Annotated in this window: 7 protein-coding genes and 1 tRNA gene; 3 read left to right on the plus strand and 5 right to left on the minus strand. The window is 41.3% G+C overall.

Annotation, left to right across the window (positions count from 1 at the left end):
- Nucleotides 1–4 precede the first annotated feature (4 nt).
- Complete coding sequence (locus DCO56_RS01875) at nt 5–1,396, minus strand: RtcB family protein (RefSeq protein WP_108632060.1); 1,392 nt, start codon at nt 1,394–1,396, stop codon at nt 5–7.
- 456 nt (nt 1,397–1,852) lie between these two features.
- Complete coding sequence (locus DCO56_RS01880; RefSeq protein ID WP_108632061.1) at nt 1,853–3,166, minus strand: PDZ domain-containing protein; 1,314 nt, start codon at nt 3,164–3,166, stop codon at nt 1,853–1,855.
- Nucleotides 3,167–3,491: 325 nt separating this feature from the next.
- Between DCO56_RS01880 and DCO56_RS29000 the strand changes: the two genes are divergently transcribed.
- Nucleotides 3,492–3,815, plus strand: coding sequence for a hypothetical protein (locus DCO56_RS29000; protein ID WP_146190954.1), 324 nt, complete (start codon nt 3,492–3,494; stop codon nt 3,813–3,815).
- Nucleotides 3,816–4,352: 537 nt separating this feature from the next.
- Here the strand turns inward: DCO56_RS29000 and DCO56_RS01895 are convergent.
- Nucleotides 4,353–4,432: transfer RNA gene (locus DCO56_RS01895), tRNA-Leu, on the minus strand.
- Between the two features lie 114 nt (nt 4,433–4,546).
- Nucleotides 4,547–5,281 (minus strand): SIMPL domain-containing protein, encoded by a 735-nt coding sequence (locus tag DCO56_RS01900; protein WP_108632063.1) that lies wholly within the window; start codon nt 5,279–5,281, stop codon nt 4,547–4,549.
- 93 nt (nt 5,282–5,374) lie between these two features.
- On the opposite strand from DCO56_RS01900, the gene DCO56_RS01905 reads away from it, so the two are divergent.
- Both DCO56_RS01905 and DCO56_RS01910 read left to right on the plus strand, forming a co-directional pair.
- Nucleotides 5,375–8,203 (plus strand): S9 family peptidase, encoded by a 2,829-nt coding sequence (locus DCO56_RS01905; RefSeq protein ID WP_108632064.1) that lies wholly within the window; start codon nt 5,375–5,377, stop codon nt 8,201–8,203.
- Between the two features lie 171 nt (nt 8,204–8,374).
- Nucleotides 8,375–10,564 (plus strand): glutamine synthetase III family protein, encoded by a 2,190-nt coding sequence (locus DCO56_RS01910; RefSeq protein ID WP_108632065.1) that lies wholly within the window; start codon nt 8,375–8,377, stop codon nt 10,562–10,564.
- A 96-nt stretch (nt 10,565–10,660) separates the two neighbouring features.
- On the opposite strand, the gene DCO56_RS01915 is transcribed toward DCO56_RS01910, so the two are convergent.
- Nucleotides 10,661–13,111, minus strand: coding sequence for a TonB-dependent receptor (locus DCO56_RS01915; RefSeq protein ID WP_108632066.1), 2,451 nt, complete (start codon nt 13,109–13,111; stop codon nt 10,661–10,663).
- Nucleotides 13,112–13,353: the final 242 nt, after the last annotated feature.

The following is a 13,353-nucleotide window of genomic DNA, read 5'->3' on the forward strand; positions in this document are numbered from 1 at the left end:
CCTCCTATTTATCCATGCGAACAATCTTGGGACGAAATGTTCCAAGTACATTAACCAACTCCTGCTGCAGGCTCATCACCCGGTGAATATCCTTATAAGCATGTGGAGCTTCATCCAATGCGCCCCCGATGAGTTCTACATCATGTTTCTCCAGTTCCTTCAGCATGGCACTTTTGGTGAAGCTACTTTTGCAGGCTGCCCGTGACATCATGCGTCCGGCTCCATGCGATGCCGATTGCAGGCTCAACGGATTGCCCCGCCCCTCAACGATAAATCCGGGTGCGGTCATGGAGCCCGGGATAATCCCCAGCACCCCCTGTCCGGCGGGTGTTGCCCCTTTGCGGTGAACAATACATTCTTTTCCATCCACGGTTTCCTTCCAGGCAAAATTATGGTGGTTGTCGATGGTTAAAACGGGCCGTGCCCCCAAAGCCTTTGCCAAACGCCTGTGGATATCCTCATGACAGGCCTGTGCATAATCACCCGCTAAATTCATCGCTAACCAGTACTCCTGACCTTCTTGGCTGTCCAGGTCCAGCCACGCCAGATGTTGCACATGACGCGGTAAAGGACACTGTTTCGCCGCCAGATCGGTATACCGTTTGGCAATATTTGCACCCAATCCCCGCGATCCACTATGCGACAGGATCGCCAGATAAGTGCCGGGGGCCAGCCCCCAGTCCGGTCGGACAGCATGCAGCTCAACCACGCCAAATTCGACAAAGTGATTACCGCCGCCTGAGGTCCCGAGTTGTTTGTACGCTTTATCCAACAATGATTTCAGCAGCGGGATATCGTTAAATTCGGACCGGCTAAAAATCGCATGATCCTGTTTCTCACGATGCGTATCATACATACCGAATTTGGTGTTTTCTTTCAGCATATTTCGCAACTGGAATTCTCTTCCTTTGAAATAACTTGCCGGTAAATCAAAGATAGACAGGCTCATCCGGCAGCCGATATCCACACCGACTCCGTAAGGTATCACGGCATTGTCTGTTGCCAGCACCCCGCCGATCGGCAGGCCATAGCCCATATGTGCATCTGGCATCAATGCTCCCCGATATGCTATGGGAAGTTTCAATGCTTCATACAACTGCTTTTTGGCCTGTTCATCAATTTCATTTTCACCAAAAATGGTAAAGGGAGCCATCTGCTTATTTAGCTGCCGCATACGGGCTTCAACCGGCTGAATCAAACCTTCGGCAAGCTTCGCCCAGATTGGATCCGCCCTAAATTTTTCAGGTGCCTCGAGCACCGTTTTTACTTCCAAAAGGATATTTTCCTTCTTTTCTCCTTTTCGGTAGCGTGTTATTAGCCCTAAGGCTACATGTATTATATTATGCTGTGGAAAACCGATTTTAATAAGGTCTTTCCCCGATAATTTACTTCCCATATTTTTAAAATAATTTGATATGCTAACTTATCCAGCTCAGGGATAAGCATTTTAAAATATCCGGGTTTTCTTTTCTTGAATAAACAGTCTGCCGAAATCGGGATCATCACATTTTATGGCATGACCAAAATGACATAAAAAACAGGTCGGTTAGGCTATATGGGCCGACACAGAAATCGACCGATAAAAAAACTGACCCGGCATAGCCCGGCTAAATAGAAAATTGAAGGAAATAAAAAACCCGAATGATCTTCGGGCTTTTTTCATGTCGTAACGAATACGTTATAAGTGAAGAAAAGCACGAAGAATGCTTCCAGCAAATCCATTTGCCGTAAAAGCGTCTTTTGTTTTTATCTTAGCGACCAACATAGTTCTTCGTCTTTTAAATTGTTTAAAATTAATATCAGTGGCAAAGGTAAGTAAGTTAAATTCAATTTTCCAAATTTTGAAGAAACTTTATTTTGAATTAAAAGGCAGTGGATCTTTTAGAAAGAAGGTATAATCGAGTTCCTGTCCGGCTCTTTCTATCTTAAAGCGGATCTCTTTGCCTTCCTCTGATTTGAACAGTGTATGGATCGCTTCCAAGGTATAAGAAGACGCCGAACGACCATTGATTTTCAACACTTTATCATCTGGTTTTAACCCTACCATTGCCGCGGGGGAATTTGTTCGAACTGTGGCGATTTTATACATGTTTTTCAGCACAAATCGATATTGTACCCGATTGTCCATGCGAATCTCGGTTCCACCATCTTTTTTTAAGTAGACAGGAACCTCCTCCTTCTCATATTTAATGCCGTCATGGATAATTTCCAGACCACTCATGTTTAAATAATAGAATTTATCAAAGTTTCTATTTTTAACCAGATACACTACGTTGTTGGGGTAGTCAAAAATCACTTTAAATCGACGCAGAAGTTCGTTTCCAACAGAGCCGATTCGTTCATTGACAAAAGTCGCATGCTGCGTTGAACTCAATTCCGGATAAGCCACCAGCGGATAATGCATCGTAAAAGGACCCAGCTCCAACGATTTGATCCGATTTCTTTTCCCATAAATTTCACCATTAAATCCTTGCCCGATATAATCGTCAATAAAAGGAGGTTTAATCGCAAAATTATTTAATTTGGAGGGGATAAGCATCAATGCATCGCTATTGCCCATGTCAATCAATGCGCGCCCTTCGATCGCTGCGGAATCCTGATTAAAAGCGATCGAAATATAGGGTCTGCTGTTTAAAATATCTAGCGGAATGCGCTGCATTTTGGCCAGCCCCTTAGGATGCTCTTCCTTTTGATAAATGGTAACCCGATGTTTCAAAAAATCCATCTCAACAAGGTGATCACTAAAAAAACGGCTCCCCATGATACCATTTATTTCAACGCCTATCCGGGTAGAAATATCAATATGTGCATTTTTAAGAATATAGATGGGTTGATCCGTATCTTCATAGACACCAGCGATATTCACGTTATTATTTACGGACAGATAGCCATCCAGCCCCTCATCCTTCCCCAGTCCCTGAAATTTGTTAACAAAAACAGCGCTATCTATAGATTTAAGTGTTTCCCCAAAGATCATGGTCTCCTTGACTCCGGTGTCCAACAAGAAGTTCATGGCATAGCCGTTGACCTGTACGGGAATAATAATGAGGTTATGGACAAATAAAAAGGGAATTTTAGCTTTCTTTTTTTCTTTCAGAACAAAACGATCCTGCCCCCACGCAAAAACGGAACAGAGTAATGCTAAAGATAAAAATGCTGCTTTCATCCAAGTTTATATTTGGTATTTCCAATTTAAACAAGAATTCCCATAATAAAAAGGCTTATACAAAAAAACTGTGTCAAATTCTACAGTACCCGAGGAAAAAAAATATGACTCGTCTGTTGCCCATTTTGCATCTTTATCCAATGAAATCCTAACGAAAGAATCGACTACAAAACTTAGGGGGTAAAATCAGCCAACTTTTCGGCGAGACATAAATTTTATTGCCGATTTTGACACCTTACAGCCAAAATCAGAAGAAAATCAAGGCCTAAACCCCATTAAAGGGGCATTTTAACGGTGAGCAAACACTTACCGTTGCTAAGGACAGATGAACAAAACGTCCTTAGCATTTGTTCATCTCTCCTCAGCAATTGGTCAAACCTCCTTGACATTTGATCAAACGTCCTTAGCATTTGTTCATTTCTCCTCAGCAATTGGCCAAACCTCCTTGACATTTGACCAAACGTCCTCAGCATCGGATCAATCCTCCTCAGTATTTGTTCAAACGTCCTCAGTATTTGTTCAAACGTCCTCAGCATTGGCCCAATCTTCCCTAGCATTGAACCAAACCTCCTTGGCATCGGATCAATCATCCTCAGCATTTGTTCATTTCTCCTCAGCATTGGTTCAAACGTCCTCAGCATTTAACTAAACGTCCTTAAGGATAAGCCGTTGCTGATCTCATTTAAACAAATAATAAGTGTATATCGGTTAGTAGTCATCTCAAAAAGATCGACGCAAGCATACGAAGGTCTCAAATAAATTAACAGATGAAGCTAAGTGCTTGGTGATGAAACAATGAAGCCGAATCTTTCCATGCCAAGATAAAAGCTTTCAGAAGTCCGTTTAGAGGTATCGCTGACATCAATTTCTTTTTTATTTAGATTGACAAAATTATTTGCTTAGTCCACAGGTTTTGAAAAGATCCCCTTTATATAGGACTCCATATATAGAACCAATATTCCATCCTGCCGGATTCGCTCTGTCCATCTAAACAGCTTTAAAGAAATTTTGAACATGTGTCCGGGTGAGGATAAAGTTTAATACAGGTCTAAATCTTGTCTACAAAATGTCTACAAATTTTTCGGCTTGTTAACTAAATCACCCGTGTCAAGGAGTGGTTCTATGTTTCCAAAAGGGCATTTTACTTAAAAAGGGCCTTATCATGTGAATGCTAAGACCCTTTTAGTACCCGGAGCCGGAGTCGAACCGGCACGGTTTCCCACTGGTGTTTGAGACCAGCGCGTCTACCAATTCCGCCATCCGGGCATATCCGTTTAGGATGATGCAAAAGTAGGTTTTTTATTGAAAAAGAGAAAACTTTTTAAACAAATTTCCCGCCGAAATCAATAGTCCACTGAAATACAGTCAAATAATTTTTCGTTAATTACTCAAAAAGCTCGCCTTAACCGTTATATTCGCTGTTTTCTTCCGCGAAGTTGTGTTAAAAGCACCTCCGGAAGAGTATTCTTCGTTATCATTTTGACCTGTTATCTGGAAAATTCCCAGATCAGCCTTTACCAGACTACCTAATCCCGCATTCGATTCTTTGGCAATATTATCCGCACGCTGATGGGCGTTTTTTGAAGCTTGGGAAATAAGTTCCAACTTTAGGTCTTCCAGCTTTGAGTAATAATAGTTCGGTGTGCTTGAGCTCAGCTCTATTCCTTTAGAAATCAATGTCGATATTTCCCTGGAAGCATTGTCCACCTTATTCAGGTCTTTGGACTCCACACTTACGGTTTGTGACAATGTATAACCCGAAAAGGTATTATACCCATTACCCTTCCCATCGGTATGGTATTCAAAGTCTTTGGCGATATTCACGGCTTCAAAACGAATCTCACCTACCTTGATCCCTTGCTGCACTAAAAAATCGCGTACCAGGTCACGGTCGGTTGCCAATTGGGCCGAAGCAGCACTTAATTCGAAATTCTTTCTGCTAAATGTGGCATTCCATTTTACCAAATCTGATTCAAAGTCCTTCTTTGCATTGCCATTTACCGTAATCGTCTGTGTTGATTTAAATTTATACCGATAAGCATTGCCCAATATCCATGCGGTCAGCAGCACAACGACGCCCACAATGACAGAAACAATAATAGATGATGATTTCATAACCAGTTTTTTATGTTTACGTAACAATGAATATACCAAAAAATCGTCGATTTTTTATTTTTTATAGATAAATTGCGACAAAAGAATTTAAACATGAATAAGAAAAATATCTGTATCCCATTCTGTTTTCTTGCTACTTTAGCTGTCCATGCACAAAAGAAACCGTTGGATCATACGGTATATGATAGCTGGCAAAGCGTATCATCTCCCTATATCAGTAAATCCGGCAAATTTGTCCTCTTTCAGGTTGCTCCGCAAGAAGGCGATAGCCAACTCTATTTGAAAACGAAAGAAAACAAAGACTTGGTCCAGATTCCACGAGGCTACAATGGGAAACTGACCGATACAGAAAATCATTTGATCAGTCTCATCAAAGCACCGTTTACTGCAACACGCGAGGCTAAAATCAAAAAGAAAAAACCGGAGGATTTTCCCAAAGATTCCCTGGCAATCTATAATTTAACCAGTTCCTCCCTTGTCAAATTTGGATCAGTCAAGTCCTTTAAGATTGCGGAGCAAAACAACAATTTTGTTTCCTTCCTTTTTGACAAACAGGCGAGCGAAAAATCAGACTCACCCAAAAATCCGGCAGATTCTACTCAAAATAAAAAAAATACCGCCGATAAAAAGAAGAAAACAGTAGCGACACTAGCTTTATATGACCTCAATTCCGGCGATTCAGTCCAATTCTCTTTGGTAGATCAATATGAATGGAACAAAAACGGAACAAAACTCGTCTTTTCAAAGAAAACGGATGCAAAAGACAGCTTATCTAAAGAGTCTGGTGTTTATCTGTATGACATAGCTACTAAAAATCTGAAGAAAATATCAACGGGCAAAGGTGAATACAAAAACTTTAGTTTTGATGAGACAGGTAATCAATTGGCTTATTTGGGAGATCTCTCCAAGGAAAAGGCGCTGGTTAAAAACTATAATCTGTATTATTATACCAACGGTATAGATACAGCACAGTACCTGGCAACCAAAAATAGTACGGGCATTCCTAAAAACTGGGCCGTCAGCGGCGATGGGAATATCCGCTTCAGCAAAAATGGCGAAAAACTTTTCTTCGGCATTGCCCCGATACCGCGTGTCAAAGACACCACATTAGTCGATTTTGAACATGCTAAAGTCGATGTATGGGGCTGGCAGGATGACTACTTACAGCCTATGCAATTGGTTAACCTCAAAAAAGACCTTTCCAAAAATTTTTTAGCGGTCACCTATCCCAAGAACAATCGTACTGTTATTCCGCTAACGGATGAAACCTTCAATGCAACAACGCTTACACCGGATGGAAATGCAGAATATGTTTTGGCACGTACAGATTTTGGCAAGCGGATCGAAAGTCAGTGGAAAGGAGGCACAAAAGAGGATATCTACCTGGTTTCCACACGAAATGGTCAACGTGAGCTTATTCTTTCTAACTTTTCGGGAAATGCTACCTTAAGTCCAGATGCAAAATATGTCGTTTATTTTGACGAAGAAAAAGGAACCTGGAATTCGTACCAGATCAGTTCGAAGAAAAAGACCGTATTAAATGAAGGCATTCCAGCATCTTTTGCAGATGAGGAGAACGACATGCCTACACCGGCACAAGGCTATGGCATGGCTGCCTGGAGCCCTGATTATAAAGGGATCTATGTCAACTCACGCTACGACATCTGGTATTTTACACTTGACGGGGGCAATAAATCCATACTCACCAACGGTTATGGCGCCGCTTCCCAAACAACATTACGTTATCTGCCGCTGCGACGTGAAGAAGACCGCGATCAGCCATTGACATTGGATTATAAAAAAGGTGGATTCCTGACATCATTCGACAACAAAACAAAGGAATCTGGTTTTTATCAGTTTAAAGGTCAGCACAACGACCCAAAAAGCCTTTTTGTTGAACCAAAGGCATTTAAAAATATAAATGCCTCCGCTGACCAACAAACCGTTCTTTACACAAAAGAAGATTATGTCAGTTCACCCAATATCTATATCAATAGTATTAAGTTCAAAGACGAATTGCAGCTGTCGGATATCAATAAGCAACAGGCAAACTACAATTGGGGTACGGCCGAACTCGTGCATTGGACCACACCGGCAGGTCATCAGGCTGAAGGTATTCTTTACAAACCGGAGAATTTTAATCCAGCAAAGAAATATCCGATCATTGCTTATTTCTATGAGAAGCTTTCAGACGGTCTCTATACCTACCAACCACCGGCCCCTACTCCTTCGCGGCTAAATATCCCTTACTTTGTGAGCAACGAATATTTGGTATTTGCGCCGAATATCAGCTACGAAACCGGACATCCGGGAAAATCAGCGGAGGAATATATCAATTCGGGCATGCGCTATTTAGCGCAGAACTCTTGGGTCGATAGCACCAAAATGGGCATTCAGGGACAAAGCTGGGGCGGCTATCAGGTCGCACATCTGATTACGCGTACCAATATGTATGCTGCAGCATGGACCGGAGCTCCGGTTGTCAATATGACTTCCGCCTACGGAGGAATACGCTGGCAGTCGGGTATGTCACGTCAATTCCAATATGAGCATACACAGAGCCGTATCGGAAAAACCCTTTGGGAAGCACCTGAACTGTACTTGGAGAATTCGCCGCTGTTCCATTTAAACAAGGTAAACACACCTGTCGTTATTATGGCCAACGACAACGACGGAGCAGTGCCCTGGTACCAAGGCATCGAAATGTTTACCGCATTGCGTAGACTAAATAAACCAGTCTGGATGTTGAACTATAATGGCGATGAACATAATTTAATTCAACGACAAAACAGAAAAGACATACAGATCCGCGAACAGCAGTTCTTCGATCATTACCTAAAAGGGGCTCCAGCGCCAAATTGGCTAAAGAAAGGAGTACCTGCCACCTTAAAAGGAATAGACTGGGGACTGGATTACAACTAAAAATACACAAAATAGGTCGATTTGTTTGAATCGACCTATTTTTTTTAACCAAAAACTATCCACAAATACATATTTTATAAAAAAAATCAAAAAAAATTTCAGTTTTCCGTAAAAACACAATATTTTTGAAAAACAAAATCAACAAAACTGTAATTTAATTATAAAATACAAATGTCGAACCTAAGATTCAAAGCAGTAGAGGCAGCGGGCTCACGCCAGATTGCACAATTTGAAAAAGTTGAAACTAAAAAAGCAACTGACATCTACGGAAAGAACGTTTTTTCCGTAAACAAAATGAAAGACTACCTTCCTAAAAACTCATATAAGGAGTTAGTTGCATCCATTGAAGAAGGACAGATTATTTCTAGAGATCTAGCTGAGCACATTTCGCAAGCGATGAAAACTTGGGCTCTTAATCATGGCGTTTCCCACTACACGCACTGGTTTCAACCTTTGACTGGTTCGACAGCTGAAAAACACGATGCATTTTTCGAACCTGATGAAAATGGCGAAGCAATCGAAAAATTCACTGCAGACGCTTTAGTTCAACAAGAACCAGATGCTTCATCCTTCCCTAATGGCGGTATCCGTAACACATTCGAAGCTAGAGGATATACGGCATGGGATCCTTCTTCACCAGCATTTATCTATGAAACCGGCACCGGTAAAACACTTTGTATCCCTACGGTATTTGTTTCTTATACTGGTGAATCATTAGATTATAAGGCTCCTTTATTAAAAGCAATCAATGCTGTTGATAAAGCGGCAACTGAAGTCGCACAATATTTTGATAAATCAATCACGAAAGTAAACGCCTCTCTTGGTATCGAGCAAGAGTATTTTTTAGTTGACCTTTCCTTATACAATGCACGCCCTGACCTTCAATTGACCGGCCGTACCTTGTTCGGCCACATGTCTGCTAAAGGACAACAATTGGAAGACCATTACTTCGGAGCGATTCCAGAGCGCGTATTAGCCTATATGGTTGATCTGGAAAACGAAGCGTTAAAATTGGGTATTCCATTAAAAACCCGTCACAATGAGGTTGCACCTTCACAGTTTGAGTGTGCACCTATGTACGAAGAGATCAACTTGGCAATTGACCACAATCAATTGTTAATGAACGTGATGGAGCAAGTTGCTTTGAGACACAACTTCAAAGTATTGCTACATGAGAAACCATATTCTGGTGTAAACGGTTCCGGAAAACACAACAACTGGTCTTTGATTACCAATACGGGTATCAACCTATTGTCTCCGGGCAAAACGCCTAAAAATAACCTGATGTTCCTGACATTCTTTGTCAATACCATCAAAGCCGTATTTGAAAATGCAGATTTAATGCGCGCATCTATTGCTAGTGCCAGCAACGACCACCGTTTAGGTGCAAATGAAGCTCCGCCAGCAATTATCTCAATCTTCTTAGGTTCTCAATTAGATGAATTGTTAGAAGAAGTTGAATCAGCCCGCGTAGCGAAAAAAGTAAAAGCTGAAGCCAACTTGTGGCACGGCATCCCTAAAGTTCCAGAATTGAAGCTGGATAACACGGACCGTAACCGTACCTCACCTTTCGCATTTACCGGTAACAAGTTTGAGTTCCGCGCTGTAGGTTCCTCAGCAAACTCTGCCCTACCAATGACGGTACTAAATGCCATCGTTGCTGCTCAATTAATTGAGTTTAAAGCAGAGGTAGACAAACAGATCAAAAAAGGCACGAAAAAAGATCTTGCAATTTTAAATGTTGTCCGTAAATATATCAAAGATTCAAAAGCAATCCGTTTTGAAGGAAATGGATACAGTGAAGAGTGGGAAAAAGAAGCTGCAGCACGTGGTCTTTCAAACATCAAATCTACACCTAAGGCATTAGACGTTTATGTAAAAGAAGAGTCATTGGCCTTATTTGAATCCTTAGGAATCTATACAAAACGTGAATCAGAAGCCCGCCATGAAATCTTGTTAGAGAACTTCTACAAGAAACTTCAAATCGAGGCCCGTGTGATTGAAGAAATGGTCAATAACCAAATCGCACCTGCATGTTTCACTTACCAAAATGAATTAATCGAAAATGTAAAAGGTCTTAAAGACCTAGGACTTGCGCAAGCAGCATTCAGCTCACAGCTGAATTTTGTAGAGCGTATCTCAACGCATGTAAACACCATTCTGGAGCAAGCTGAAGCCATGCGTCAAGAACGTAAAAAAGCAAACCAGATCGAAGATGTACGTGAGCGGTCAATCGCTTATGACGAATTGGTAAAACCATATTTTGATGTGATCCGTTACCATGTCAACAAATTGGAAAAAATCGTTGACGATAAAAAGTGGCCTCTTCCAAAATTGAGAGAGATCTTATTCTTAAGCTAATATCGCTTCATACAAAAACAAGAAGAGCATTCCGGCTGGAATGCTCTTCTTGTTTTATATACGGACAGTTGATTGGAATAAAACCCCACCCGGCCGCTATTTTTTTAACCGGTTATCCTCATCATTATTTCCGGCCCGCTTATCCACGGATTTAATATTGATGTTTCCGAAACGGTAAGAAAGTGAAAGCCGGATCACTCTACTGTCATATCCATTGCGAATGCGATAATATCCGTTTTCCTGAACACTGGACAACCGACGCTGACCCCTGGTATTCAAGATATCGTTGACAGCCAGCTTGACATTCAGCTTTTTGTCGAAAAATGTTTTCCCTGCTCCAAGATCTATCCCATAGTAAGATTTAAAACTAAACACACCATAGACAGCCGGAGAGAAATAATTGGCGGTCAGTTCCACATTGCTTGTCTCTCCAATACGGATATCATGATTGGAGCTCACCTGAAAAGATAGTTTTTCCAATTGCCGCTGAGCACCCGAACGCTCATCAAAATTATATTTACTGTAGAACGCAGTCACATTGTTGGAAGTGGTCCACCATTTAAGCACTTTAACCGGTATATTGATATTCATGTTATAATAATCGAAATAGGTCAGGTTTCGATCTGTCTGTGCAATGGCCTTGGTTTCTGAATTGCTCTCAATTACCTGAGTGATCGCATCGTTTGTCCTTTTGTAGCCAAGGCTCAACAAATAACGTTCCTTAAAGGTGTAATTCAGTTCGTAGGAGTTGGTATATTGAGGATTCAAATAAGGATTGCCGAATTGATAGGTATATTGATCCAGGTAGTAGATAAATGGATTCAATGCACCATAATCCGGCCGGTCTATCCTTCGGCTGTAACTCAGACCAAGCTTATGCTTATCGTTGATCTGTTGCTGTATAAATACCGTGGGAAAGAAATCCGTATAATTACGTTTTGTCTGCTGCCCTAAGGTTACTGAATTGCCCAATGAACTTGTATTTTCAACACGGAGCCCCGTTTGCACGGAAAACTTTCCAAAGGACTTATTCAAGGTAAGGTATGCCGCCGCAATGTTTTCGTTGTATAAAAACTGATTACTCTGGTCTTCATTTGGGACAAATTCCCCTGCTGTGTTTTGATCCTCATAGACCAGATTGTTATCTGTTTTCACACGGCTGTATTTTAAACCCGCTTCGAGTTTTGTCGTTTTATCAAATGGATGGATAAAATCGGTTTTGAAAACTAAAATTTTGGTGTTGGATAACATATCGTTTCGGAATACATTTGGCGCCTTAAATTCCACCCAATTTGGATCCAGAAAACGATTTTTCACCATGCTGTTATCGTGATTCTTGGAATACGAATAGTCTGCATTGGCTGTTAGTTCAGTCCCCAGGGTATCGAATGTCTTTTTGTAATTGAGGTTGTAAGCCAGGTAATGATAGGCAAAATCCGAAAAGTTACTTCCCTGTACCACGGAGTCCAATTTCCCTTTTTGTGAAGCAATCAGATTATCCCCTTGTCGTGTTGAATTGCCGCTGCTGACATTACCATTGACAACAAAACCCAGCACCTGCTGTTCACCGAGGTTAAAATCAGCAGCGAATTTAAAATTATGCGCACGGTAACGAAATTTGGAGTAAGAATCTGAATTGAAATAAGTAGTCCCCGTTGAATCATTGACAGAGCGATCGATCGTTAAATCATTAAATCCTAAACTGTTATTATAATTATAGGATGCAAAAATATTCGCCCAACTATTTCGATGATTGACTAAGAAACCGCCGTCACCTTTCGTATATTTCCCCTGCCCCAGATTTAGATTCAGGCTAACATTGCTGCCAAATTGTGTATTTTTTTTGGTTTTGATATTGATAATACCTGCGTTACCGGCAGCATCGTATTTAGCCGGTGGATTGGTAAGCACTTCAATTGATGTAATTGAATTTGAAGCCGTATTTTCCAGCAGTCGGCTAACTTCATCCGCCGAAAGATAAGTAGGCTTGCCATCAATCATAATAATTACATTACTTTTTCCGCGGAGATTGATTTTCTTATTATCCAAAGTAACCCCCGGAACTTTTTGTAAGAGTTCCAATGCATTGTTCCCCGTCGCCAAGATACTATTTTCCACATTCAGCACAATTTTATCAATTTGACTTTCAATTAGAGGTTTCTTACCAACAACCTGAGCCTCGCTCAGCACTTTTGATACGGCCTCTAAACGAATGGTATCCAAAGACAATATATCACCCTTCCTTAGGGTTATTTCACTGGAACTGTACGTCGTATACCCCACCGTCGAAACCTGCATCGTATATTTACCTTCGGGCACTCCCAAAAATTCAACTCCGCCATTCTCCTTAGATACGGTTCCTTTCAGCAGGATACCTCCGGGATTACGGAGCAGTGAAATACTCGCCGCAGCAAGCGGCCCGCCATCCCGGCCGACCACAACCGCATTTAACTTTCCGCCATTCGATTGCGCAAAAACAGTCCCCAAAAAGGAAAATAGCATGATCATAGTAGCGAATAGCAGCAGTTTATTTTTATTTAGTTTCATAACATAATTTCTTTATTCCATCAATTGGATCGTCATTGTTTATTTAGATGACAACAAACATCGTGTATTCATTACACCTTGACTAGGGGAAATAGACGGATAGCCAAAAACCGTCGGCGGGTGGCTAAATAAGCTCGGTAAATTGCTTTTCAGGTTTTCTCGGCCACGGCATATTATTCATCCCAAAAAAGTGCCGTACATTTCTTTCAGGAGCGCCGGAGAACAAGATTTCACAAAGCAAC

Origin of the sequence: Sphingobacterium athyrii (assembly GCF_003071065.1) — a bacterium.
Lineage (GTDB): Bacteria > Bacteroidota > Bacteroidia > Sphingobacteriales > Sphingobacteriaceae > Sphingobacterium > Sphingobacterium athyrii.

Bases quoted from the DNA above. Each gene is read 5' to 3' on its own strand.
- DCO56_RS01875 (WP_108632060.1), bottom strand. From the start codon at position 1,396: ATGGGAAGTAAATTATCGGGGAAAGACCTTATTAAAATCGGTTTTCCA.
- DCO56_RS01880 (WP_108632061.1), bottom strand. From the start codon at position 3,166: ATGAAAGCAGCATTTTTATCTTTAGCATTACTCTGTTCCGTTTTTGCG.
- DCO56_RS29000 (WP_146190954.1), top strand. From the start codon at position 3,492: ATGAACAAAACGTCCTTAGCATTTGTTCATCTCTCCTCAGCAATTGGT.
- DCO56_RS01900 (WP_108632063.1), bottom strand. From the start codon at position 5,281: ATGAAATCATCATCTATTATTGTTTCTGTCATTGTGGGCGTCGTTGTG.
- DCO56_RS01905 (WP_108632064.1), top strand. From the start codon at position 5,375: ATGAATAAGAAAAATATCTGTATCCCATTCTGTTTTCTTGCTACTTTA.
- DCO56_RS01910 (WP_108632065.1), top strand. From the start codon at position 8,375: ATGTCGAACCTAAGATTCAAAGCAGTAGAGGCAGCGGGCTCACGCCAG.
- DCO56_RS01915 (WP_108632066.1), bottom strand. From the start codon at position 13,111: ATGAAACTAAATAAAAATAAACTGCTGCTATTCGCTACTATGATCATG.